This is a genomic window from Thalassospira lucentensis, from assembly GCF_001613805.1.
GTDB classification, from domain to species: Bacteria; Pseudomonadota; Alphaproteobacteria; order Rhodospirillales; family Thalassospiraceae; genus Thalassospira; species Thalassospira lucentensis_A.
This window is the reverse complement of record NZ_LPVY01000013.1, coordinates 94,833-118,200: the sequence shown is the minus strand read 5'-3', so window position 1 is coordinate 118,200 and position 23,368 is coordinate 94,833. Positions and strand designations below refer to the sequence as shown.

Annotated in this window: 18 protein-coding genes; 14 read left to right on the top strand and 4 right to left on the bottom strand. The window is 56.2% G+C overall.

Annotated features, from left to right (window positions below; all coding sequences use genetic code 11):
- Positions 1 to 143: 143 nt before the first annotated feature.
- Genes AUP42_RS12730 through AUP42_RS21395 form a run of 3 tightly spaced genes read left to right on the top strand, consistent with a single transcriptional unit; the run spans position 144 to position 2,649 of the window.
- Positions 144 to 1,529 (top strand): cytochrome ubiquinol oxidase subunit I, encoded by a 1,386-nt coding sequence (locus AUP42_RS12730; protein ID WP_062951992.1) that lies wholly within the window; start codon positions 144 to 146, stop codon positions 1,527 to 1,529.
- A complete protein-coding gene (gene cydB, locus AUP42_RS12725) occupies positions 1,526 to 2,524 on the top strand; it encodes a cytochrome d ubiquinol oxidase subunit II (RefSeq protein WP_062951991.1) in 999 nt (332 codons plus the stop codon). Before AUP42_RS12730 ends, cydB begins: the two co-directional genes overlap by 4 nt.
- Positions 2,524 to 2,649: a DUF2474 family protein gene (locus AUP42_RS21395; protein ID WP_156484613.1), complete on the top strand. Its 126-nt coding sequence runs from the start codon at positions 2,524 to 2,526 to the stop codon at positions 2,647 to 2,649. Before cydB ends, AUP42_RS21395 begins: the two co-directional genes overlap by 1 nt.
- 115 nt (positions 2,650 to 2,764) lie before the next feature.
- On the opposite strand, the gene AUP42_RS12720 is transcribed toward AUP42_RS21395, so the two are convergent.
- Both AUP42_RS12720 and AUP42_RS12715 read right to left on the bottom strand, forming a co-directional pair.
- Entirely contained in the window at positions 2,765 to 3,163 is a 399-nt protein-coding gene (locus AUP42_RS12720) for a cupin domain-containing protein (RefSeq protein ID WP_062951990.1), read from the bottom strand.
- Positions 3,164 to 3,195: 32 nt separating this feature from the next.
- Positions 3,196 to 4,413, bottom strand: a complete 1,218-nt coding sequence (locus AUP42_RS12715; protein ID WP_062951989.1) for a PLP-dependent aminotransferase family protein — start codon at positions 4,411 to 4,413, stop codon at positions 3,196 to 3,198.
- A 231-nt stretch (positions 4,414 to 4,644) separates the two neighbouring features.
- Here AUP42_RS12715 and AUP42_RS12710 point away from each other — a divergent pair, with 231 nt between their 5' ends.
- The 11 genes from AUP42_RS12710 to AUP42_RS12660 all read left to right on the top strand — a co-directional run bounded on the left by AUP42_RS12710 (position 4,645) and on the right by AUP42_RS12660 (position 20,685).
- Entirely contained in the window at positions 4,645 to 5,886 is a 1,242-nt protein-coding gene (locus AUP42_RS12710) for a hydrolase (protein ID WP_062951988.1), read from the top strand.
- A gap of 4 nt (positions 5,887 to 5,890) precedes the next feature.
- Complete coding sequence (locus tag AUP42_RS12705) at positions 5,891 to 6,910, top strand: arginine N-succinyltransferase (protein ID WP_062951987.1); 1,020 nt, start codon at positions 5,891 to 5,893, stop codon at positions 6,908 to 6,910.
- 18 nt (positions 6,911 to 6,928) lie between these two features.
- Entirely contained in the window at positions 6,929 to 8,410 is a 1,482-nt protein-coding gene (gene astD / locus AUP42_RS12700) for a succinylglutamate-semialdehyde dehydrogenase (protein ID WP_062951986.1), read from the top strand.
- The gene (gene astB, locus AUP42_RS12695; RefSeq protein WP_062951985.1) at positions 8,407 to 9,768 is read left to right on the top strand and encodes an N-succinylarginine dihydrolase; all 1,362 of its coding nucleotides are present in this window, start codon (positions 8,407 to 8,409) and stop codon (positions 9,766 to 9,768) included. The genes astD and astB overlap by 4 nt, the downstream gene beginning before the upstream one ends.
- Before the next feature lie 119 nt (positions 9,769 to 9,887).
- The gene (locus AUP42_RS12690; protein ID WP_062951984.1) at positions 9,888 to 11,300 is read left to right on the top strand and encodes an aminotransferase; all 1,413 of its coding nucleotides are present in this window, start codon (positions 9,888 to 9,890) and stop codon (positions 11,298 to 11,300) included.
- Between the two features lie 102 nt (positions 11,301 to 11,402).
- Positions 11,403 to 11,864, top strand: coding sequence for an Lrp/AsnC family transcriptional regulator (locus AUP42_RS12685; RefSeq protein ID WP_062951983.1), 462 nt, complete (start codon positions 11,403 to 11,405; stop codon positions 11,862 to 11,864).
- Positions 11,865 to 12,075: 211 nt separating this feature from the next.
- Positions 12,076 to 12,981, top strand: coding sequence for a sulfate adenylyltransferase subunit CysD (cysD, locus tag AUP42_RS12680; protein ID WP_062951982.1), 906 nt, complete (start codon positions 12,076 to 12,078; stop codon positions 12,979 to 12,981).
- Entirely contained in the window at positions 12,981 to 14,900 is a 1,920-nt protein-coding gene (cysN, locus tag AUP42_RS12675; protein ID WP_062951981.1) for a sulfate adenylyltransferase subunit CysN, read from the top strand. Before cysD ends, cysN begins: the two co-directional genes overlap by 1 nt.
- A gap of 161 nt (positions 14,901 to 15,061) precedes the next feature.
- Positions 15,062 to 15,826: an ImuA family protein gene (locus AUP42_RS12670; protein ID WP_062951980.1), complete on the top strand. Its 765-nt coding sequence runs from the start codon at positions 15,062 to 15,064 to the stop codon at positions 15,824 to 15,826.
- Positions 15,744 to 17,342 carry a Y-family DNA polymerase gene (locus tag AUP42_RS12665; protein ID WP_231858271.1) on the top strand — a complete coding sequence of 533 codons (1,599 nt, stop codon included), beginning with the start codon at positions 15,744 to 15,746 and terminating at the stop codon, positions 17,340 to 17,342. The genes AUP42_RS12670 and AUP42_RS12665 overlap by 83 nt, the downstream gene beginning before the upstream one ends.
- 1 nt (position 17,343) lies before the next feature.
- A complete protein-coding gene (locus AUP42_RS12660; RefSeq protein WP_231858270.1) occupies positions 17,344 to 20,685 on the top strand; it encodes an error-prone DNA polymerase in 3,342 nt (1,113 codons plus the stop codon).
- A 64-nt stretch (positions 20,686 to 20,749) separates the two neighbouring features.
- Here the strand turns inward: AUP42_RS12660 and AUP42_RS12655 are convergent, their stop codons facing one another.
- Both AUP42_RS12655 and AUP42_RS12650 read right to left on the bottom strand, forming a co-directional pair.
- Complete coding sequence (locus AUP42_RS12655; RefSeq protein WP_062951977.1) at positions 20,750 to 22,513, bottom strand: M14 family metallopeptidase; 1,764 nt, start codon at positions 22,511 to 22,513, stop codon at positions 20,750 to 20,752.
- Entirely contained in the window at positions 22,510 to 23,364 is an 855-nt protein-coding gene (locus AUP42_RS12650; protein ID WP_062951976.1) for an ABC transporter permease, read from the bottom strand. The genes AUP42_RS12655 and AUP42_RS12650 overlap by 4 nt, the downstream gene beginning before the upstream one ends.
- Positions 23,365 to 23,368: the final 4 nt, after the last annotated feature.

Here is a 23,368-nt window from a genome sequence, read left to right as displayed (position 1 = left end):
GGGAACTTTATCTAATTGTTCTTATGAACACGGCCCCTGATCCTTTGTTTTCATGGGATCAGGTCATGCAATGAGCGATTTCGCATTGCAGCGAAAAACGCGGCCGTACAGGAGGGCTTTGCCTGACAAAAGGACCAACGCCAATGTTTGATCCCGATATATTGGCCCGCATACAATTCGCCTTTACCATCTCGTTCCACATCATTTTTCCATCTTTTACCATTGGATTGGCCAGTTTCCTTTTCGTGCTCGAAGCGCTTTGGCTGCGCACGCGCGATGATGCCTATCTGGCGCTATATAAATTCTGGCTGAAAATCTTTGCGCTGGCCTTTGGCATGGGCGTGGTTTCCGGCATTGTGATGTCCTATCAGTTCGGAACGAACTGGGGACCGTTTTCGGAATTTACCGGCGGGGTTCTGGGGCCGCTTATGGCCTATGAAGTGCTAAGCGCCTTTTTCCTCGAAGCCGGTTTCCTTGGCATCATGCTGTTTGGCCTTAACCGTGTCGGACCGAAATTGCATTTCACCGCGACCACCATGGTTGCGATCGGCACCCTGTTTTCGGCCTTCTGGATTTTGTCGGCCAATAGCTGGATGCAACCCCCCACCGGCCATATCATCGAAAATGGCCGGGCGGTTGTCGAAAGCTGGTGGGATGTGGTGTTCAATCCAAGCTTCCCGTACCGGCTTGTCCATATGGTTCTGGCGGCATTTCTGACCACCGCACTAGTTGTCGGTGCCGTCGGTGCGTGGCATTTGCTGCGTGATCGGGAAAACCGCGCGGCACGGATCATGTTTTCCATGGCAATGTGGATGGCGGCCATCGTCGCCCCGATCCAGATCGTGGCGGGTGATATGCACGGGCTTAATACCCTTGAACATCAACCGGCCAAGGTCGCCGCGATGGAAGGCCATTTTGAGACGCAGAATGGTGCCCCGCTGATCCTGTTTGGCTGGCCCGACATGGCAGCAGAGGAAACAAAATACGCCGTCGAAATCCCAAAACTGGGATCGATGATCCTGACACATGACTGGGATGGGAGGATCACCGGATTAAAGGATTTCGCCCCCGAAGACCGCCCGAATTCGACCATCGTATTCTGGACATTCCGCATCATGGTCGGGCTGGGCGTTTTGATGGCGTTGCTGGGCATTGCCAGCCTGTTCGCCCGGTGGCGCAAATCGCTTTATAGCTGTACGTGGCTGCATCGCTTTGCCCTGATCATGGGGCCAAGCGGCTTTATCGCCATTCTGGCCGGGTGGTTCACCACCGAAATCGGGCGTCAGCCATGGGTGGTTTACGGATTGATGCGCACATCCGAAGCCGGATCACCCGTCGCCCCGGCCGCGATTGCCGGATCGCTTGCCGCATTCGTTATTGTCTATACCATCGTGTTCGGGGTTGGCACCGCCTATATCATCCGCGCGATGAACAGGGACCCGCGCTTTGCCCATTCGCCCAAGGGTGAAGTGCTGCGCGCCGGTAGCCGTCCGGTTGCCGATCCCACCTTCCCGCAGGCAGGAGAATGATCATGGATTATCAACTGATCTGGGCACTGCTGATTGCGGTTGCCGTTTTTGCCTATGTCACGCTTGATGGCTTTGATCTTGGCATCGGCATTCTGTTTCCCTTCATCAAGGACCCTGCCAAACGCGGCAGGATGATGAATACGGTTGCCCCAGTGTGGGATGGCAATGAAACCTGGCTGGTGCTGGGCGGTGGCGGGCTTTATGCCGCCTTCCCGCTGGCCTATTCATTGCTGATGACCGCGTTTTACATCCCGGTTTTCACCATGCTTCTGGCCCTTGTGTTTCGTGGTGTAGCGTTCGAATTCCGGTTCAAAAGCCGCGATCATCAAAAACACTGGGACTTTGCCTTTTCCGCCGGATCGATCATTGCTGCCGCTATGCAGGGTGCAATGCTGGGCGCCTTTATTGAAGGGATTGCGGTTGAAAATGCCAAATTCGTTGGCGGCCCGTTTGACTGGCTAAGTCCGTTTTCGGTGTTCTGCGCATCCGCCGTTGTGGTCGGCTATGCCCTGCTTGGCACCGGCTGGCTGATCATGAAGATGGAAGGCAATTTTCAGGGACGTTTGCGTGGCCTTGCCAAGCCCGCGGTCATCTGGATGGCGGCCAATCTTGGTGTCGTGTCGCTGATGACAAGCTATATCCACCCCGCTTATGCCGCGCGCTGGTTTGATGTGCCAAACCTGTTTTTCCTGGCCCCGATCCCGATTGTCACGGCCGGTCTGCTTTTCTGGCTCTGGCATGCGGTAAAGCACCGCGAAAAGACGGTATTTGGCATTACGCTTGGGATTTTCTTCCTGTGCTATGCCGGGTTCGGCATCACGCTTTATCCCAATATCGTCCCGCCGATGATTGATTTCAGGACCGCCGCCGCACCGGATAACAGCCTGTCCTTCATGCTGGTCGGTGCCGCCATCCTGATCCCGATCATCCTGGCCTATACCGCCTATGCCTATTGGGTGTTCCGGGGCAAGGTCGGTGACGAAGGATATCACTGATGTCCTTAACACCATCCCCCAAAACTCGCCGCGTGCTTTGGTTTATCGGGCTCTATGCCGGGGGCATCCTTGTGATCGGAGCTGTGTCGCTTTTGCTGCGCAGCCTGATCACCGGGATTTCCTGAGAGGATCCGGTCACAAATACCGGATTTAACCGTCTACCTGCTGACACTTGTCAGCAACTCCGGCCCGGCAGAAAGGTCCCCCACCCCTGCCGGGCTTTTTATTCGGGTCTACTGATCATTGGCCCAGATAATCGCTGTCCTCGACCTTTTCCAGCCAGTCGACCGGCGATCCGTTGACGGATTCCGCAATTGCGATATGGGTCATCGCGGTTTTATCGGTCGCCCCATGCCAATGCTTTTCCCCCGGTTCGAACCAGACGATATCGCCGGGGCGGATTTCTTCGCGGGGCCCGCCTTCACGCTGCGCCCAGCCAAGGCCGCTTGTGATGATCACGGTCTGGCCTAGCGGATGGGTGTGCCATGCGGTGCGGGCACCCGGTTCAAACGTTACGATGGCACCGCCGACGCGCGCCGGATCGGTGGTTTGAAACGGACTGTCGATCCGGACCGTACCGGTAAAGTAATCCGGCGATCCCTTGGTCGATGCCTTTGATGCGTTGCGTTGGATGTTCATGATGATCCTTCGGCTGTGTTTCGCAATACGCCTTACTGATTGTGCACACGCCGGATCAGCAATGCCAAGCGTTCGATGCCGTCGCGAATGCGATCCGCCTTTTCAGTGGCGAAGCTGAGACGTGCGGTATTACGGCCCGTGTGGTCACAGAAAAAGGCCTGACCGGGGACGAAGGCGACCTTGGCGTCGTGCAGGGCCTGTTCCAGCAATTGGCGACTATCGATATTTTCCGGCAGGGTCAGCCAGATGAACATCCCGCCTTCGGGTCTTGTATAGGACACGGTTTCAGGCATGAATTCGTCAAGGGCGGCCAGCATCGTATCGCGTTTGGCGCGATAGGCATCGCGGGTGGTATCCAGATGCCCCGGAAACAGTTTGCGTGCCGCACGCAGGGCGACTTCCTGATTGATGGTCGACACATGCAGATCACCGGCCTGCTTCATCAGAACCAGCCGTTCGATCACCGGACGCGGCGCACAGACCCACCCGATCCGAAGGGCAGGCACCAGCGTTTTGGAAAATGTGCCAAGCTGGATGATGGTTCCGGCCTGCGGATCGCCGTTGGTTTCATCAAGGGCAAGCAACGATGGCAAGACATCGCCTTCGTAGGACAGCTTGCAATAGGCTGCGTCTTCAAGAATGACCGTACCATATTTACGTGCAACTTCAAGCACCGCCAAGCGCCGATCAAGACTATAGGACCGCCCGGTCGGGTTCTGGAAATCCGGCGCCAGATAGGCAATGCGCACACCACGTTCAAAGGCTGCTTCGAGTTCGGCAATCACCGGGCCATCGTCATCCATATTCACCCCGATATAGGTCGGACGGCGCATGGAAAAGGCCTGCATCGCGCCAAGGTAGCTTGGTTTTTCCACGACGATTTCACGCCCCGGTTCCAGCAGCAAACGGGCAAGCATATCAAGCCCCTGCTGCGCGCCACAGGTAATCAGAATGTTATCAATCCCGCGCACTGCCCCGCTGGCGGCCAGATCATCGGCAATCCATTGACGAAGCGCGGGCAGGCCTTCGCTGATGGAATATTGCAGGCTTTTGCGACCGGCGACCTCGTCGGTCGTCAGGTCACCATAAACGGCGTTGAAATCGGCCAGCGGGAAAAGCGACGGGTCGGGCACGCCCCCGGCAAAGGAAATGATTTCCGGCCGGTCGGCCACTTTAAGCAAATCACGGATTTCGGATGCGGTAAGCGCACGGGCATCGCGAACGATCAGGTCATTCCATTGGACAGTCATGGGGCTTCTCTTTAGGTCAGTGTTGTTGCCATTATTTGGTAAGAAAGACTGACCTAAATCAAGTTTATTTTTCTACGGATATTAATTTTGAAATAAAATTACCTTCATGCCTTTTGCTCGCCCGCATGTAATTCCGTTTCCGTCCCCCGATCCCGCACCACCTGCCGGGCGTTTTTTGGCACGATAAACCCAATAATCAATCAACAATGCCAAAATGTCCCGAAGGTTATCATGACCGAATATGCAAAGTTTCAGCCTTGGCTCGACTGGCTTGATCAGCGTTACGATGAAACGCTTGGTCGCCTGAAATCGTGGTCGGCGATCAATAGTGGCACGGGCAATATCGACGGTCTTGACCGGATGCGCGATGCCATTCTGGATGCCTTTGCCGAACTTGATGCCACAACCACCGTCATCGACCTGCCCGATGGCGAAGCAGTCGCCACGGACGGCAGCATCGCGCCCGTGTGCTATGGCAAGCTTTTGCATTTTTCCAAACGGCCACAGGCCCCGGTTCGGGTTTTGCTGTGCATTCATTATGACACGGTCTTTGCCATCGACAGTGCCTTTCAAACCCCGCGCCTGATCGATGAAAACACCTTGAACGGGCCGGGTGTTGCCGATGCCAAAGGCGGCATCCTGACGATCCTCAATGCGCTAAGCGCGCTGGAACGAAGCCCGTTTGCGGGTGGCATCGGCTGGGACGTGATCCTGAACCCGGATGAAGAAACCGGCTCCATCGGATCGGCACCGTTTCTGGCGGAGCGCGCCCGTACCGCCGATTTCGGCATGCTGTATGAACCGGCACTGGAAGACGGCACCCTTGCCGGGGCACGCAAGGGATCAGGCAACTTTTCCGTCCGGATCAAGGGGCGCGCCGCCCACGCGGGCCGTGAATTTCATGCCGGGCGCAGTGCGATGGTCGCGGCCAGTGACTGCGTCATGCGCCTTGATCAGCTTAACGGCAAGGTTGGCGAGGCCACATTCAATATCGGCAAGATTGATGGCGGCGGGCCGGTCAATGTCGTGCCCGATAGCGCCGTCGTGCGCTTTAATGTCCGGGTTTCAAACCATGACGAACGCCATCAGGCCGAAAATGAAATTGCCGATGTCATTGCCGCGATCAATCAGCGTGACGGCATCACGGCCGAACTGCATGGCCAGTTTGGCCGCGCGCCAAAACCAATGGCCGGCAGAACCAGGGCGCTTTTTGAATGGGTGCGCGAGCTCGGTCATGACCTTGATCTGGACATCTCATGGAAGGCAACGGGGGGCTGTTGCGATGGCAACAATCTGGCCGAGGTCGGATTACCCAATATCGATACCCTTGGGGTACGCGGTGGCCTGATCCATTCCGATCAGGAATTTGTGAAGCTCGACAGTTTGATCGAACGGGCAAAGCTTTCGGCCCTGATCCTGATGAAAGCCGGTTCAGGCGATTTACCCGACGCATTGAAAAAGACGGAGATATAAAATCATGATGCGTGTCCGCCCCGCCCGTATGAGCGACCTTGACCGGCTGGTTGATCTGGCATCCTCGGCCAGCAAGGGTTTGACCACCCTTCCGGCCAATCGCGACGTGCTCGAAGCCCGCATTACTGAAAGCATCGAGGCCTTCGGGGCCGATATCGACGGCCCCGGTGGTGAAAGCTATTTCATGGTTCTCGAAGATACCACCAATGGCAAGGTCGCAGGCACCTGCGCGATCTATGCCGGGGTCGGGTTATCAAAGGCCTTCTATAACTACAAAATCCTGAAACTGACGCAGTATTCGCATGAACTGAATGTCACGGTGACGTCACGCCTGCTCACACTCGTGAACGATTATCAGGGTGCTACCGAGGTCGGAACTCTTTACCTTGACCCGGACTATCGCAAGGACGGCAACGGGCAGCTTCTGGCGCGGTCGCGATATCTGTTGATGGGGTGCTTCAAGGAACGGTTTTCGGAAATGGTCATGGCCGAAATGCGCGGCTGGCAGGATGAAAACGGCAAATCACCGCTTTGGGAAGCGCTGGGATCGCATTTCTTCAATATCCCGTTCCCCGATGCCGATTACATTTCGGGGATTGGCAATAACCAGTTCATTGCCGATCTGATGCCGAAATATCCGATCTATATCGAAATGCTGCCCAAGGCAGCACAGGATGTGATCGGCAAAACCCATGATGAAACGCGCCCGGCACTGAACCTTTTGAAAAAGGAAGGTTTCCGGTTTTCAAATGCGGTCGATATTTTTGATGGCGGACCCTGCGTTGATGTCCGGCTTGATGACATCCGCACCATCCGTCATTCCAAAATCGCCACCATCCGCAAAATTGTTGATCGCAGCCCGTCTATGGAACGCCATCTTGCCTGTACGCTGGAACTTCGCGGCTATCAGGCAAGCTGGCTTTATATGACGATTGTTAATGGTACGCATGTCGATCTGGACCGCGATCAGGCCGAAATCCTTGGTCTGCGTGCTGGCGATCAGATCCGTTTTGTCACCGATTAACACGCAGGAGCAGGCATCATGGCCCAGAAATCAAATCCCGCCCTGTTCATCAATGGCACATGGCAGACCGGCAATGGTACGCCGTTTCACGCCGAAAACCCGGCCAATGGTGACATCATCTGGCAGGGTAATTCCGCCAGCCCAGATGATGTTAACACCGCGATCATGGGGGTACGAAACGCCTTTCCGGCATGGGCAAAACGCGATCTGAATGAACGGATTGAAATCCTTGAACGGTTTGCCGGGTTGCTCAATGATCACAAGGACGCACTGGCACGCACCATCAGCCTTGATGCCGGAAAGCCGCATTGGGAAGCCCTGACCGAAGTCGGCGCAATGGCTGGCAAGATCGCGATTTCGATCAAGGCCTATCATGATCGCACCGGCACCCGCCACGGCGATGCGCCGGGCGGCGGACAGGCGATCTTGCGCCATAAACCCCATGGGGTGGTTGCGGTCTTTGGTCCCTATAACTTTCCCGGTCATCTGCCGAACGGCCATATCGTCCCGGCCCTTCTGGCGGGCAATTGCGTGATGTTCAAGCCATCCGAGCTAACCCCGCTCGTCGCCGGGGAAACCGTAAAGCTCTGGCAACAGGCTGGATTGCCCGACGGGGTTCTGAACCTTGTGCAGGGCGAACGCGAAACCGGTATTGCCTTGGCGCAGCATCCGGGTATCGACGGGCTGTTCTTTACCGGCAGTGTTCCGACCGGGCGCCATTTGCATCATGCCTTTGCCGGGCAGATGGACAAAATCCTGGCCCTCGAACTTGGCGGGAATAATCCGCTTGTGGTCTGGGACACCGCCGATCTCGATGCCGTCGCCCATCATACCGTCATGTCGGCCTTTATCACGGCGGGGCAGCGTTGCACCTGTGCGCGCCGCCTGATCGTGCCATCCGGCACAAAAGGCGATGCAATGATCGCCGCGATCAATGATTATTGCGACAGGCTGATCGTTGGCGTACCGGATGATGATCCCGAACCCTTTATGGGGCCGGTAATTTCCAACCGGGCGGCCGATGGCCTTATCGCGGCACAGGCAAAACTTGTTGCCGATGGCGCCAAAATCATCCGCGAAATGACGCGACCCGATCCTGCCCGCCCGTTCCTGACACCGGGTCTGATTGACGTGACCGATGTAAAGAACCGCGCGGACGAGGAACTGTTTGGCCCGATCCTGCAAATCATCCGGGTCGATCACTTTGACGACGCGATCCGTGAAGCCAACAATACCCGTTTTGGCCTTGCCGCCGGGTTGCTGTGCGATAATGCTGACCTTTGGCAGCGCTTCATCCATGAAAGCCGCGCCGGGATCGTCAACTGGAACAAGCAACTGACCGGCGCATCCAGTAGCGCCCCGTTTGGCGGCATCGGCGAAAGCGGCAACCACCGCCCGTCGGCCTATTACGCCGCCGATTATTGCGCATGGCCGGTCGCAACCCTTCAGACCGACAAACTGATCGCCCCCGATACCGCCCCCAAAGGAGTCCGCCCATGACCCGATACGCCATCGAAGCCAATTTTGACGGTCTGGTCGGGCCAACGCATAATTATGCGGGATTAAGCTTTGGCAATGTCGCATCAACCAGCAATGCCAGCACCCATTCCGATCCAAAATCGGCCGCCCTTCAGGGCCTGACCAAGATGAAGGCCCTGCATGACATGGGCTTTGTGCAGGGCGTGCTGCCGCCCCATGAACGCCCGCATGTCAAAACCCTGCGCGATGTTTTCGGCTTTGGCGGATCGGATGGCGATGTTCTGGCCTCGGCCTGGAAAACCAATCCGAACCTTGTTCTCGCGGCATCATCGGCATCCCCGATGTGGACGGCCAACGCCGCAACCGTTTCGCCTAGCGGTGATACTGCCGATGGCAAGGTGCATTTCACCCCGGCCAATCTGTGCGCGATGTTCCACCGATCCATCGAACATCCGGTGACGGGTCGTGCACTTGCCGCGACATTCGCCAATCCCGATCATTTCACCCACCATGCCGCCCTGCCCGGCACGGATCATATGGGGGATGAGGGTGCGGCCAACCATACCCGTTTTTGCGGAGACTATGGCGCGCGCGGGGTCGAATTTTTTGTCTATGGCCGCCACGCTTTTGATCCTGGCAAAACCCGGCCAAACCGTTATCCGGCGCGCCAGACGTTCGAAGCCAGCAGCGCGATAGCACGCCATCATGGCCTATCGGAAAACGGTGTCGTTTATGCGCAGCAAAACCCGGACCTGATTGATGCCGGGGTCTTTCATAATGACGTGATTTCGGTCGGCAATGCCAATGTCCTGTTCCATTATGAGGACGCCTTTGTCGACACGCCCGCCGTCATTGACGACATCCGGCGCAAGATGGACGGCATTGCCGATTTCACCAGCATTGAAGTGCCCAAAAGTGCCGTGCCGCTTTCTGACGTGATCAAAAGCTATCTGTTCAATTCACAGCTTTTGCGCCTACCGGAAAATGGTCAGATGATGCTGATCCTGCCGACCGAGGCCGAAGAAACCATATCGGTCCGCGATTACCTTTATGACCTGATCGGCAAGGGCACTACACCGATCAGACAGATCAAGTTTTTCGACCTGCGCCAAAGCATGCGCAATGGCGGCGGGCCTGCCTGTTTGCGGCTCCGCGTTGCCTTGACCGATGCCGAACTTGCTGCCACCAATCCCCAAAGCCTGATCAACGATCAACGCTTTGCCGAACTGACAAGCTGGGTCGAAAAACATTATCGTGACCGCCTGAGTGCGGATGATTTACGCGATCCAAAGCTTCTGAACGAAGTCCGAACAGCACTAGATGAGCTAACGCAACTTCTTGACCTTGGCCCGATTTATGATTTCCAGCGGGATGGATAAGCCATCCCGCATTCCCTGCCGTGCAGCCGGGTTGCTTCGAAATTTAATACCGGGCCAACCGTGGCAGAATAACCGGAATAACAAGTTTCACGCCCCACACAAAGTCCGGGAGACCCGCCATGTCGACCCCCTATGATACCGAACTCCTTAAAAGATCGGATGCCGCCAATATCCTGCATCCGGCATCCGTGGTTGCCGATGTATCAAACAACGGCCCGGCCCGCATTTTTGTCGAGGGCAAGGGCGCGTTCATTACCGACACCGACGGCAACAGGATGCTGGACGGGGTTGGCGGACTTTGGTGCATGAATATCGGCTATGGCCGGACTGAGATCGGCAATGCGATGAAGGCCGCATCCGATCAGATGGGCTATTTCCATACCTTTGCCGGGGCATCCAACCCGGCCCAGATCGAACTGGCCGAAAAGCTGGTGGCAAAGATGCCGGGTCACATAACAAAGGTCTTCTTTGGCAGCTCCGGGTCGGACGCCAACGACACATTGATGAAGATCGTCTGGTATTATAACGGGCTTCGCGGCAAACCGGAAAAGCGCAAGATCATCGCCCGCAAGCAGGCCTATCACGGCACCACCATTGCCACCGCCAGCCTGACCGGGCTTGCATCCTTTCATCGCAATTTCGGCCTGCCGATCCCCGAAGTCAAACACACGTCACTCCCGCATTATTACCGCGAAGCCAAACCGGGCGAGAGCGAGGAACAGTTTTCGGCCCGGCTGGCAAACGAGCTTGAAGACCTGATCATCGCCGAAGGTCCTGAAACGGTCGGAGCCTTCATTGCCGAACCGATCATGGGGGCCGGTGGAGTCATCACCCCGCCAAAGGGCTATTTCAAGGCCGTTCAGGCGGTTCTGAAAAAGCACGATATCCTGTTCATCTGTGACGAGGTTGTTTGCGGTTATGGCCGCACCGGGCATTGGTTTGGTCATCAGCTTTATGACATTCGCCCCGATATGATCGCCACCGCCAAGGGCCTGACCAGCGGCTATTTCCCGATGTCGGCAGCCTTTATCAGCGATGATATCTGGAAAGTCCTGCGTGACGGGTCGGCAACCCTTGGCGCATTTGCCCATGGCTTCACCTATTCCGGCCATCCGGTCGGGGCGGCCGTGGCACTGGCGAACCTTGCAATCATCGAAGGTGAAAATCTGGTCGCGAATTCCGCAGAAACCGGAGCCTATCTGCATGCGCGGCTTAACGACACCTTTGGCCATCATGCCCATATCGGCGAAGTGCGCGGTGTCGGCCTGCTGGGTGCCTTGCAGCTGATGGTGGACCGCGACACCAGAACCGGGTTCGATCTGAAACACAAGATCGCCGCGCGCTGTGCGGCGGCGATTGGTAATCATGGTGTAATTGTCCGCCCGCTTCCAACCGCAGACAGCCTGGCATTTTCCCCGCCCCTGACGCTAAGCCGGGACGAAGCCGACCAAATGGTCGATGCGATCAAAAAGGGCATTGATCAGGTGATGGGCGAACTGAGTGCCGAGGAACGCAAGGGCATTGCGGCCTGATTTTCGAAACACCCCAAATCCTGCCCTACTTGCCCGACCGGAATACTGGTCGGGCCGTTTTTTTATGTGTAAGGTGGCGCAAACAAGATAACGGCGACCCCGATGATCAAGATCGACGAGATCAACCTTAAAATCCTGCGCGCCCTTCAGGCCAATGCAAAGCTGACCAATCTTGCCCTTTCAAAGCTGGTGGGACTAAGCCCGAGCCCGTGCCTTGACAGGGTCAAAAAGCTTGAAAAAGAAGCCGTGGTCAAACGCTATCGCGCGGTACTTGATATCGAAAAAATCTGCCCGCATGTCCGGGTCTTTGCCGAGGTCACACTGACCGGCAAGACCGCCGCCGATTACAAACGCTTTGCCGATGCGGCCAAAACCATCCCCGAAGTCGTTGCCGCCTACCGGATTTCAGGACCGTATGATTATATGCTGTGCCTCGTCTGTCGCGATGTGCAGCATTATCATTCCCTGTCCGAAGACATGATCCACGGCAATCTTGGCATTACCAAATTCATCGGCCATGTCGCTTTGGCCCAGACCAAGGCATTCAAAGGCTATCCGGTTTGACGTCCGGGCTTCATCGACCACAAAGAAAACACCCAAAGAACATATTTCCTTTGTACTAGAAAATATGTGGTTATCTTTTTTGTGTGATTTGGATAGATCGCGCTTGCATCAAAGCCGTTTCCATATTACCCATCAAAGCAACGTGAAATACATTTATAAACACAAATTTTGTGTTATTTGCCACCGTTTTGATTGATCGTCAGGAACGAGAATGCAGCCTAATCTGACCCATCTCCGCCAGCTTGAGGCCGAGAGTATTCACATTATCCGCGAAGTTGCGGCGTCGTTCGAACGGCCGGTGATGCTTTATTCCATCGGCAAGGATTCGTCGGTTTTGCTGCATCTGGCGCGCAAGGCATTTTACCCGGCCCCGCCGCCCTTCCCGTTGATGCATGTCGATACCACGTGGAAATTCCGCGAAATGATCGAATTTCGCGACAAGGTGGCGGCGGAATATGGCTTTGAGCTGATTGTTCATATCAATCAGGAAGGCGTTGATCAGGGCATTGGCCCGTTCACCCATGGATCGAGCCTGCATACCGACGTCATGAAAACCCAATCGCTGAAACAGGCGCTGAACAAATACAAGTTCGATGCAGCCTTTGGCGGTGCGCGCCGGGATGAGGAAAAGGCACGCGCGAAAGAACGCGTATTTTCGTTCCGCACCGAAACCCATCGCTGGGATCCGAAAAACCAGCGCCCGGAGCTTTGGGATATTTACAACGCACGGATCAACAAGGGCGAAAGCATTCGCGCCTTCCCGATCTCGAACTGGACCGAGCTTGATATCTGGCAATATATCTATCTCGAACAGATCCCGATTGTGCCGCTGTATTATTCGGCCAAGCGCCCGGTTGTTGAACGTGACGGCATGCTGATCATGGTCGATGACGATCGCATGCCGCTTAATCCGGGTGAAAAACCGGAAATGAAATCGGTGCGTTTCAGAACGCTTGGCTGCTATCCGTTGACCGGTGCGGTTGAGTCCGAAGCCGCCACCCTGCCCGACATTATCCAGGAAATGCTGCTGACCCGTTCAAGCGAACGTCAGGGGCGCATGATCGACCATGATCAGGCCGGTTCAATGGAAAAGAAAAAGCAGGAAGGCTACTTCTGATGTCACACAAATCCGATCTGATTGCCGATGACATTCTCGGCTACCTGAAAGCCCAAGAGGAAAAAAGCCTGCTGCGTTTCATCACGTGTGGCAGCGTTGATGATGGCAAATCGACCCTGATTGGCCGTCTGCTTTGGGATTCCAAACTGATCTTCGAGGATCAGCTTGCGGCCCTTGAATCTGATAGCCGCAAGGTCGGCACCCAGAATGGCGAAATTGATTTCGCCCTGCTGCTTGACGGGCTTCAGGCCGAACGCGAACAGGGCATCACGATTGATGTCGCCTATCGGTTCTTTTCGACCGACAAACGTAAATTCATCGTCGCCGATACCCCCGGCCACGAACAATATACCCGTAACATGGCAACCGGCGCCTCGACCGCCGATGTCGCCGTGATCCTGATTGATGCCCGCAAAGGTATCCTGACACAGACCCGTCGCCACAGTTTCATTACCTCGTTGCTGGGGATCAAGCATGTGGTATTGGCGGTGAACAAGATGGACCTGATAGACTATGATCAGGCCAAATTCGACACCATTGTTGCGGACTATAAAGAATTCGCCAAAGACCTTGGCTATAGCTCGATCACGCCAATCCCGTTATCGGCCCTTCGCGGCGATAACATGATCGAAGCCAGCCCGAATACCCCGTGGTATGAAGGCCCGACACTGCTGAGCCATCTTGAAACCGTTCAGGTCGAACAGGATGCAATTGAAAAGCCGTTCCGTCTTCCGGTGCAGTGGGTCAACCGTCCGAACCTTGATTTCCGCGGCTTTTCCGGCACCATCGCGTCGGGCATCATCAAGCCGGGCGATCCGATTGCCGTCACCGCATCGGGTCAGACCAGCAAGGTCAAGGAAATCGTCACCTTTGACGGCAACCTTGATCAGGCCTTTGCCGGTCAGGCCGTCACCTTGACGCTTGAAGATGAAATCGACATTTCGCGCGGCGATGTTCTGGCGCGTCCGGATGAACGCCCGGAATTTGCCGACCAGTTCGAAGCCCGTATCATCTGGATGCACGAAGATCATCTTCTGCCCGGCCGCCCCTATATCATCAAGATGGGCGCACAGGTCACCAACGCGCAGATCAGCGACCTGAAATACAAGGTCAATGTCAACACGCTGGAACATATTGCCGGCAAGACGCTGGAACTGAACGAAGTCGGCATTGCCAATATCGCAACCGACAAGGCACTTGCCTTTGATCCCTATGATGACAACCGCCATTCGGGCCGGTTCATCATCATCGACCGTTATTCCAACGCCACCGTTGGCGCAGGCATGGTCAACCATTCGCTTCGCCGTGCGACCAACGTCAAATGGCAGGAAATGGACATCAACAAAAAGTCACGTGCCTATCAGAAAGGTCAGCAATCGGCCGTTCTGTGGTTCACGGGTCTTTCGGGTGCCGGTAAATCGACCATCGCCAACCTGGTCGAGAAAAAGCTGCATGCCATGGGCAAGCACACCTACACCCTTGATGGCGACAATGTCCGTCACGGATTGAACAAGGACCTTGGCTTTACCGATGCCGACCGGGTGGAAAACATCCGCCGCGTCGGTGAAACCGCCAAGCTGTTTGTCGATGCCGGGATCATCACGCTGGTATCCTTCATCTCGCCGTTCAAAAGCGAACGCCAGTTTGCGCGCAACCTTGTCGAAGACGGCGAGTTCATCGAAGTCTTTATCGACACCCCGATTGAAGTCTGCGAACAGCGCGACGTGAAAGGCCTTTATAAAAAGGCCCGCGAAGGCAAGATCGCCAACTTCACCGGGATCGACAGCCCGTATGAAGCACCAGAAAACGCCGAGATCACAGTCAATACATCCGATCAAACCGCCGAACAGGCCGCCGAGATCATCGTTGCCAAGCTTGAAGAATTCGGTGTTCTGGGTGCGTGGTATCCGGAAATCTGATCATCTGACGTCCATAATTCAAATGCAAAACCCGATGCTCCTGGCATCGGGTTTTGTTTTGGCACAATGACTTGGACCGTTCCTGACATTTCCTGGATCGATGATGCTTGACTCCTGTTTCATCCTGACCACATAAAAAGAACAAATCAGGAACAAATGTCATGTCGGACAGACGTCTTCATCTTGCCCGTGCCGCGTTGCAACGGGCCGAAAAACAATGGAAAGGACAGGTTACCTGTCTGCCCGGCGGGGTGGACCGGATCATTCGCCGTGCCTTTGGCGGGGTCGATCTTCCACATCATATCAGCATCGGCGGCATTGCCCCGGTTGGCCTGCATGAAATCATGTGCGGCCATGATGATACCGCCGCATCGGTTCTGGCATGGTATCTGGCGCGACTTTCCATCGGGGACCAGACAGGCAAAAGCCTGTTTTGGGTTCGACAACGGCGCGCGATTGATCAGGGCGGGCTTTACCCGCTTGCGCTGCCAATAACGGACATGCCGGTCATGATGGTGGTTGATCAGCAGGCCACCGCCCTTTGGACCTGCGAGGAAGCGGCAAAATCCGGACAGATCGCCAGCATCATAGTCGAAACCACGGATTATGACCTGACCGCGGCACGCCGCCTGCAACTGGCCTGCGAAGCCGGGCACACCCGCCTGATTGCGATCCGGCATATGCGGTCCGATGGCAAAACCATCGCATCCAGTGCGCATACACGCTGGCGGATAACGCCGGATGCACCGGATGCAACGAAACATTCAACAACAGGCAACCGACACATACTCAGCCTGATCGGGGGACGCGGGGTTCGACCGGGCAGCTGGAGAATGCAAATTGATGCAACAACGTTTTCTTTATCTGTGGCTGACGCATTGGAAAACAGATTGCCACCGGATCGATATGCCGAAAACCGGGGATGACAGCCCCAAACCGGAACCGGTCGTGATAACACGCGCCGATCACAAGGGCGTTCTTGTCTGTGGCAGTGACAAGGCAGCACAATCACGCGGACTTGCACCGGGCATGCGCCTTGCCGAAGCACGCAGCATATATCCCGCCCTGCACGATATCCCCGAACAGCCCGATCTTTATGAACGCCATCTGGCCCGTTTGATCCGGGCGATGGACCGATACAGCCCGTGGGTTGCCCGCGACCGGTTCCTGCAGGAAGCAGGTCAGGACGGCCCCATGGATGGGGGCGATGCCGGATTGTGGCTCGAAATTACCGGCGGCAGTCATCTTTTTGGCGGGGAAAGCGCCCTTCTGGAATTGGTTCTGCGCGATGGGAAATCACGCGGCTATGCCTGCCGGGCGGCCATTGCCGATACGGCAGGTGCGGCATGGGGTGCGGCACGATGCCACCCTGCCCCGGCTGAACAACGGATTTTAAGCCTGCCGCGCGACCACGATATTGCCGCCGGTTTTCCGATATCCGCCCTGCGCCTGCCCGAACAGACACGGGTCACCCTGTTTCGGCTGGGGCTGAAACATCTGGGCGACATCACCCCGATGCCGCGCGCCAATATCACCACACGTCTGGGGCCGGAAGTTTTGCAACGGCTGGACCAGTTTTATGGTCGCCTGCCCGAACATCTGAATTTCGATCTGCCAGATCGGCCATGGCTGATCCGGCGCAGCTTTGGCGAACCGCTGGGCGATGCGGCCAATCTGGCAATTGCCGTTGAAAGCATGATCACGGAACTATGTGATAATCTGGCGCAGGAAAATCTTGGCCTGCGTCGGATCATCCTGCGCTGTGTGCGGGTTGATGGGCATACCCATACCATCACACTTGGCACAGGAAGCCCGTGCCAGTCCGCCCCGCATGTCTTGCGGTTGCTGGCGGAAAAAATGCCCGGTGTCGATACCGGTTTTGGCATCGAACAGGTGATTGTCTATGCCCCGTGGGTCGAACATGTGGCCTTTCGCCAGTCGCGCCTTGATCAGCAACAGGAAGAAACCACCGACCAGATTGCCCTTGCCCAGTTGATCGACCGGATTTCCCATCATCTCGGCCCACGCGACATGCTGTTTCATCCCGGCCACCACGCAAGCCATTTGCCTGAACGGGCTTCGGTGCGACAGGCTGTTAACGCCCGGACATATCCGGCCAGACGCACCGACATGACATTACCCAAACGCCCGGTGCGCCTGATCGACCCACCCGAACCGGTCGAAATCCTTGCGCGCGACACCAATGGCACGCCAAGCCGCCTGCGCTGGCGCAAAATGGCGGTCGATATCATCCATGCCGAGGGACCCGAACGGATTTGTCCGGAATGGTGGCAATGCCTTGATCAGGATGAATATGCCCTATCCCCCAAAACGCGGGATTATTTCCGCATCCGTGATCAGGCAGGCCGGTTGTTATGGGCCTTTCGCACCGGCACAACCGGGCAGGACATCTGGTCCATCCATGGATTGTTCGGGGACTGACATGACCGATTTCCCCCTTCCCCAAACGGCACCTGCCTATGCCGAATTACAGGTCAGCAGCAATTTTTCCTTCCTGCGCGGCGCTTCCCACGCCGAGGAACTGGTTCTTATGGCCGCGACCAAAGGATTGCATGCCATTGCGATAACCGACTGCAACACCTTGGCCGGGGTCGTGCGTGGCCACACGGCACATCAGCCCCACAGGGACCGGCTGAATTATATTGTCGGCTGTCGGCTTGATCCCGTCGATGGTCCGTCGCTGTTATGTTACCCGACGAACCGCACCGCCTATGCCCGGCTATGCCGGTTACTGACCCTTGGCAAACGCCGTGCGCCAAAGGGCGAATGCGAAATTTATCTGGCGGATATCATAAGTCACGCCGACGGATTGCTCTTCATCGCGGTCCCGCCACAAGTCCCCGATGACACCTTTCGCACGCAGTTGATCGCCCTTAAACGCCACTTATCAGGCCGTTTGTGGCTTGCCATCGGGCGGTTCATGGACGGGTTTGATAGCGAACGGCTGGCCTTTACCGAGGCGGTCGAGGCAGAACTTGCCATCCCCGCAGTTGTCACCAATGACGTTCATATGCATGTCCGGTCGCGCAAACCGTTGCAGGATGTCCTGACCTGCATCCGCCATCATTGCCGGATCGAGGATGCCGGATATCTGCTGTTTCCCAATGGTGAACGCCATATCAAAAGCCCGCAGGACATGGAGAAACTTTTCCCGACCCATCCCGAATGGCTGGCGCGCACGATTGAAATCGCCGATCAATGCCAATTCTCGTTATCCGAATTACGCTATGAATATCCCGATGAAAATGACGGATCAGGCGAAGGCACACAGGAACGCCTGACCCGCCTGACATGGGAAGGTGCGCATAAACGCTATCCCGACGGCATCCCCGACAAGGTCCGGGGATTGATCGAAGCAGAACTTAAACTGATCGACGAACTCGGCTATGCCCCCTATTTCCTGACCGTGCATGACATTGTCGCCTTTGCCAGATCGCAAAACATTCTGTGTCAGGGACGCGGATCGGCGGCCAATTCATCGGTCTGTTTCTGCCTGCATGTCACATCGGTTGACCCGGCCAAGGTGGAACTTCTTTTTTCGCGCTTCATCAGCAACGCACGGAACGAGCCGCCCGACATCGATGTTGATTTTGAACATGAACGTCGCGAAGAGGTGATCCAGCATATCTATCAACGTTATGGCCGGGACCGCGCCGGGTTGACGGCAACCGTGATTTCATACCGGTCGCGCAGTGCCATCCGCGATGTCGGCAAGGTGTTCGGCCTGCCCGAAGATACCATTGTCAAACTGACCAAAACCATCTGGGGATCGGGCAGCAAGGGGGCCCATGATGAAATGATGCGCCAGTCGGGCATTCATCCCGATGAACCGCGTCTGAAAGCCGTTCTTGATCTTGCGGGCGAACTGACCGGTTTCCCGCGTCATCTGTCGCAGCATGTTGGCGGTTTTGTCATCACCCGTGGCCCATTATGCGAATTGTCCCCGATTGCCAATGCCGCGATGGAGGACCGCACGACCATCGAATGGGACAAGGACGATATCGATGCGCTGGGCATCCTCAAGGTCGATGTTCTTGCCCTTGGAATGCTAAGCTGTATTCGCAAGGCATTCGATGAACTGCGAAACCACAAGAATATCGATCATGATCTGGCAAGCCTGCCCAAGGAAGACGGGCGTGTTTACGACATGCTGGAAAAAGCCGACAGCATCGGCACGTTTCAGGTCGAATCCCGCGCACAAATGAGCATGCTGCCGCGATTAAAACCACGCAGCATCTATGACCTGACCATTCAGGTTGCCATTGTCCGCCCCGGCCCGATCCAGGGCGGCATGGTTCACCCCTTCCTGCAACGGCGCATGGGCCGCGAAAAGGTCGATTACCCATCAAGCGAACTGGAGGCCGTTTTGAGGCGCACCTGTGGCGTGCCCCTGTTTCAGGAACAGGCCATGCAGATCGCCATTGTCGCCGCCGGTTATACCGGCGGCGAAGCCGATGAGCTGCGCCGTGCCATGGCAACCTTTCGCCGCACGGGCACGATTGGCGCGCATCGCGACAAATTCATCAATGGCATGCTGAAAAACGGATATGACGCCGAGTTTGCCGAACGGTGCTTCAAACAGATCGAAGGCTTCGCCGATTACGGTTTCCCCGAAAGCCATGCCGCCAGCTTTGCCATCCTTGCCTATGCATCATCATGGCTTAAATGCCATCATCCCGATGTGTTTTTATGCGCCCTTCTGAACGCACAACCAATGGGGTTTTATGCCCCGGCGCAACTGGTTGCGGATGCCAAGAATCATGGTGTCCGGGTACTTGAAATCGATATCAATCACAGTTTCTGGGACAATCATCTGGAACGGGAACCGGGCCGCGCCAGCGGTCATCTTTCCGTCCGGCTGGGCTTTCGCCAGATCAAGGGGTTCGGGCAGTTCGATGCCCTATCCCTGATATCAAACCGCCCGGTCGGCGGGTTTCAGGATATCTTTCTGATGGCACGCCAGACCGGGTTATCGCCCGCCGCCCTTGAAAAACTGGCTGAGGCCGATGCGTTTGGCTCCCTTGGCCTGTCCCGGCGCGAAGCATTGTGGGCGGTCCGCCGGTTTGGCAAGGGGCGCAAGGCCCCGGCGGCCCTGCCCCTGTTTGAAGCAGCCCAGAATTTCAACCACAATATGGGCGTTTCCGCCGAATTCGGGCCCGAGGCCCCGGTCAATCTGCCAATCATGGGACCAGGCGAAGAAATCATCGAGGATTACGCAAGCCTGCGGCTGTCGCTTAAGGGGCACCCGGTATCGATGCTGCGCGATGCCCTGTCCGCAGCCGGGGTTTGCAAATCGACCGATCTGGTCAATTTCAAGAATAACGAACGGATCAACCATGCCGGTCTTGCCATTGTTCGCCAGCGCCCCGGCACCTCGTCCGGCGTGGTTTTCATAACGCTTGAGGATGAAACGGGCATCACCAATCTTGTGGTTTGGAGCAAGGTGATGGAACAGTTCCGCCGCGAGGTCATGACCGCAACCGTCCTTGGCGTATCAGGCAAGCTTCAGCGTGAAGACGGTGTCACCCATATCATCGCCGATAAACTTGTCGATCTGTCGGGGATGCTGCAAAGCCTGACGGATAACACCCGAATTGCGCGCGCCAATAACACCCATCCCCGCAATCTGCGCTGGGCCACACCCGCAGCAGGACCATCCGATCAAACCGGCCCCCTTGCCCAAAACCTTGAACAGCTTGAACAACGCCACGGCAAACAGCAAAACACATCACGCCTTAAGGTCGATAGCCACGATTTCCACTAATCCCTCAAACGAAAACACCCCGGCATTTGCACCGGGGTGTTTTGCAAAAGACCGACATGATCGATCAATCTTTATCAAGGCTCTGCCATGCGTCATAGGCGGCAACAACCGTTGCCAGCTGCGCGGTATGGGCCGCGATGAAGGCATCGCCATAGATCGTTTCATCGGGATATTCAGTAATCAGGGTCAATGGCACGTCATGGCGGTCATCAACCGAAATCATGCATGGGAAACCATTGATGATCCGAAAACCGGTATCACCGGCATGAATGCGATAAAGATCAATCTGTGCCGCGTTGAATGCCAGAAGCCCCGGAATGGCCGCAAGTTTTCGGGTAACCTGATCGATAAAGTTTTCCGCCCGTTCCGACCATTCATCATGATGGCGCATGATCAGGAAAAACCCCTTTGGCAGGGTCCACATGCCAAACCCGCGCGGAACATATCCCGAAAGCGGCCGGGTCCATTCATGACAGGGATAGCCATGCAGATTGACATGCAGGCTTGCCTCGCTGATGGCACGCGCCCGAACCCGGATTTCCTTTTCATAAAGGCCATCACCGCTGCGGTATTCCATATCATCGCCAAGCGCTGTATAGCGCGCCGCGTGATGCATATGGTTCGGGTTATCGACAATCAGGCGCTGATGAAGGGCATAACCATCCGGGTTTTCCAGCGGTGAAATCGTGAAATGTGCCCCATCACGCTTCGCCAGCTCCAACGCCCCACGAAGTGCGCCCGCAACACCGGAAATCTCGTTGGGATGCTGCCCGCCACTGATCATGACTGGCAAATCCGTACCCTTGTGATAGCGCGCATTCAGAATGCGCCCGGACCGTGACATCGCGTGGAATTCTTCGCCGCTGATCCCGTCAAGCTCTGCCCGGATTTGCGCAACCGTCAACGGGCGGGTGGCGCGATCAATCTGTTGCATCTCACCCGTTGTTTCGTCCTTTGACAGGGGGCGCAATTCAACCGTGACATGGGCCTCGCCATCCCCATCACCAGCACTGGACACCTGACGGATTTCCGGGACAATCTGCCCCGGCTGCAATCCACGATCACCCAGCGGGCGGCCCGATTTGACCTGAAAATATTCCAGGAGCGAGAAATAAAAATCCTCATGCAGGGCTTCATGCAGGCTCAGAACCTCGTGGCCATGGGCGATCTTCTGATCATGCCCGGGCAGATCGACCGTGATATTCAGCTCTTCGAAATAGGGTTCCTGATCGCCCCAGTCATGATCGGCAATGGCCGTCATGGTCCGGGCAAAAAGCGCCTCATATTCGGTTTCAATCCGTTCATCGCGGACAATCTGACCATCGGCATCGGCAATCCGCACCCACCCGGTCGGCGACAGGTGGGTTTCATCAACCACATCCTGATGCACTCGGTTTGGCGCAAAGACTTCATGACGGGTTTCCGCCCCGTCTGAGCCGCGCAGGATCACATCATAGGTGCAATCACAACGATCCGATGCCTCGAACGTGATCAAGGCTGGCGCAACCAGTGCCGCCAAGGGATAGGTTTCAAGCAGGAAACGATTATCCGCCGCATTTTCATGACGCGGATAACGCACCGTGATATCGGCAATGCCCGACTTTGCCAGATCAATATCTTCAAGGAAGAAATGCAAAAGCGGCTTATAGGCACTGCGAATGCGCGCCTGGATCCCCTTCTCGGCCAACTTTGCCTCGGCTGCGGCACGGGTTTGGGCATCGTTAAACAGCCATGCCTCGATAAACTGCCCGGGGCGGGCGGCCTTGACGATTTCATCAATCAGATTTGGGAGGGTCGGCGCAAAGGTGGTGGCGAAAATCTGTGTCATTTGGACGTCCTGCCTGTGGGATCAAGGCTATCGCGCAGCCAGTCGCCCAGAAGGTTCAGGCCAAGTACGGTCAGAAGAATGGCAAGCCCGGGGAAAACCGATACCCACCAGGCATTCTGCAAATAGGTCCGCCCATCCGCTAGCATCCCGCCCCAGCTCGGAATCAGGGGATCGACACCCAGTCCAAGGAAGGTCAGGCTGCTTTCAAGCAAAATGTTGGTCGCAACATTAAGCGTCATCAGAACAATCACCGGCCCGATCAGGTTGGGCAGAAGGTGACGGAACAGGATATGAATATCGCGCACGCCAATCGCCTTGGCCGACTGGATGAATTCCCGGTCCCGCAATGATAGAACCGATCCCCGCACCAGACGGGCATATTGCACCCATTGCGCAATGATCAGCAGAATGATCATGTTGGTCAGTCCACCGCCGATAATCGCGATAAAAGTGATCGCCAGCAAAATGAACGGCAATGCCAGCTGCACATCGGCAAAGCGCATCACGATCATGTCCCAGAAACCGCGATAATATCCCGATATCAGGCCCATGATCACGCCAATGACAACCGCCCCGGCAACGGAAAGCAAACCCACCTGAAGCGATATTTTACCACCTGAAACCACACGCGCCAGAACGTCACGCCCCAGCGGATCGGTGCCAAAAATATGATCGGTATTGGTAAACGGCGCAATCAGGCGGGCCGAAAGATCAATCTTGTCCGCCCCACCGGGAAACAGCAGATCGGAAAACACGACCAGAAAACAGATGCCACCGGTCAGAACAGCACCCAGAACGAATTCAAGATTTTTAAAGCGCGCAAACCGCGCCTTGGTTGCAGTGGTCGCCATGGGG

Coding starts and splice junctions, on each gene's coding strand:
- cydB (WP_062951991.1), top strand. CDS start 1,526: ATGATCATGGATTATCAACTGATCTGGGCACTGCTGATTGCGGTTGCC.
- AUP42_RS12660 (WP_231858270.1), top strand. CDS start 17,344: ATGACCGATTTCCCCCTTCCCCAAACGGCACCTGCCTATGCCGAATTA.
- astD (WP_062951986.1), top strand. CDS start 6,929: ATGGCCCAGAAATCAAATCCCGCCCTGTTCATCAATGGCACATGGCAG.
- AUP42_RS12705 (WP_062951987.1), top strand. CDS start 5,891: ATGATGCGTGTCCGCCCCGCCCGTATGAGCGACCTTGACCGGCTGGTT.
- AUP42_RS12720 (WP_062951990.1), bottom strand. CDS start 3,163: ATGAACATCCAACGCAACGCATCAAAGGCATCGACCAAGGGATCGCCG.
- AUP42_RS12650 (WP_062951976.1), bottom strand. CDS start 23,364: ATGGCGACCACTGCAACCAAGGCGCGGTTTGCGCGCTTTAAAAATCTT.
- cysN (WP_062951981.1), top strand. CDS start 12,981: ATGTCACACAAATCCGATCTGATTGCCGATGACATTCTCGGCTACCTG.
- AUP42_RS12670 (WP_062951980.1), top strand. CDS start 15,062: ATGTCGGACAGACGTCTTCATCTTGCCCGTGCCGCGTTGCAACGGGCC.
- AUP42_RS12685 (WP_062951983.1), top strand. CDS start 11,403: ATGATCAAGATCGACGAGATCAACCTTAAAATCCTGCGCGCCCTTCAG.
- AUP42_RS12690 (WP_062951984.1), top strand. CDS start 9,888: ATGTCGACCCCCTATGATACCGAACTCCTTAAAAGATCGGATGCCGCC.
- AUP42_RS12665 (WP_231858271.1), top strand. CDS start 15,744: ATGCAACAACGTTTTCTTTATCTGTGGCTGACGCATTGGAAAACAGAT.
- AUP42_RS21395 (WP_156484613.1), top strand. CDS start 2,524: ATGTCCTTAACACCATCCCCCAAAACTCGCCGCGTGCTTTGGTTTATC.
- AUP42_RS12730 (WP_062951992.1), top strand. CDS start 144: ATGTTTGATCCCGATATATTGGCCCGCATACAATTCGCCTTTACCATC.
- AUP42_RS12710 (WP_062951988.1), top strand. CDS start 4,645: ATGACCGAATATGCAAAGTTTCAGCCTTGGCTCGACTGGCTTGATCAG.
- cysD (WP_062951982.1), top strand. CDS start 12,076: ATGCAGCCTAATCTGACCCATCTCCGCCAGCTTGAGGCCGAGAGTATT.
- AUP42_RS12655 (WP_062951977.1), bottom strand. CDS start 22,513: ATGACACAGATTTTCGCCACCACCTTTGCGCCGACCCTCCCAAATCTG.
- astB (WP_062951985.1), top strand. CDS start 8,407: ATGACCCGATACGCCATCGAAGCCAATTTTGACGGTCTGGTCGGGCCA.
- AUP42_RS12715 (WP_062951989.1), bottom strand. CDS start 4,413: ATGACTGTCCAATGGAATGACCTGATCGTTCGCGATGCCCGTGCGCTT.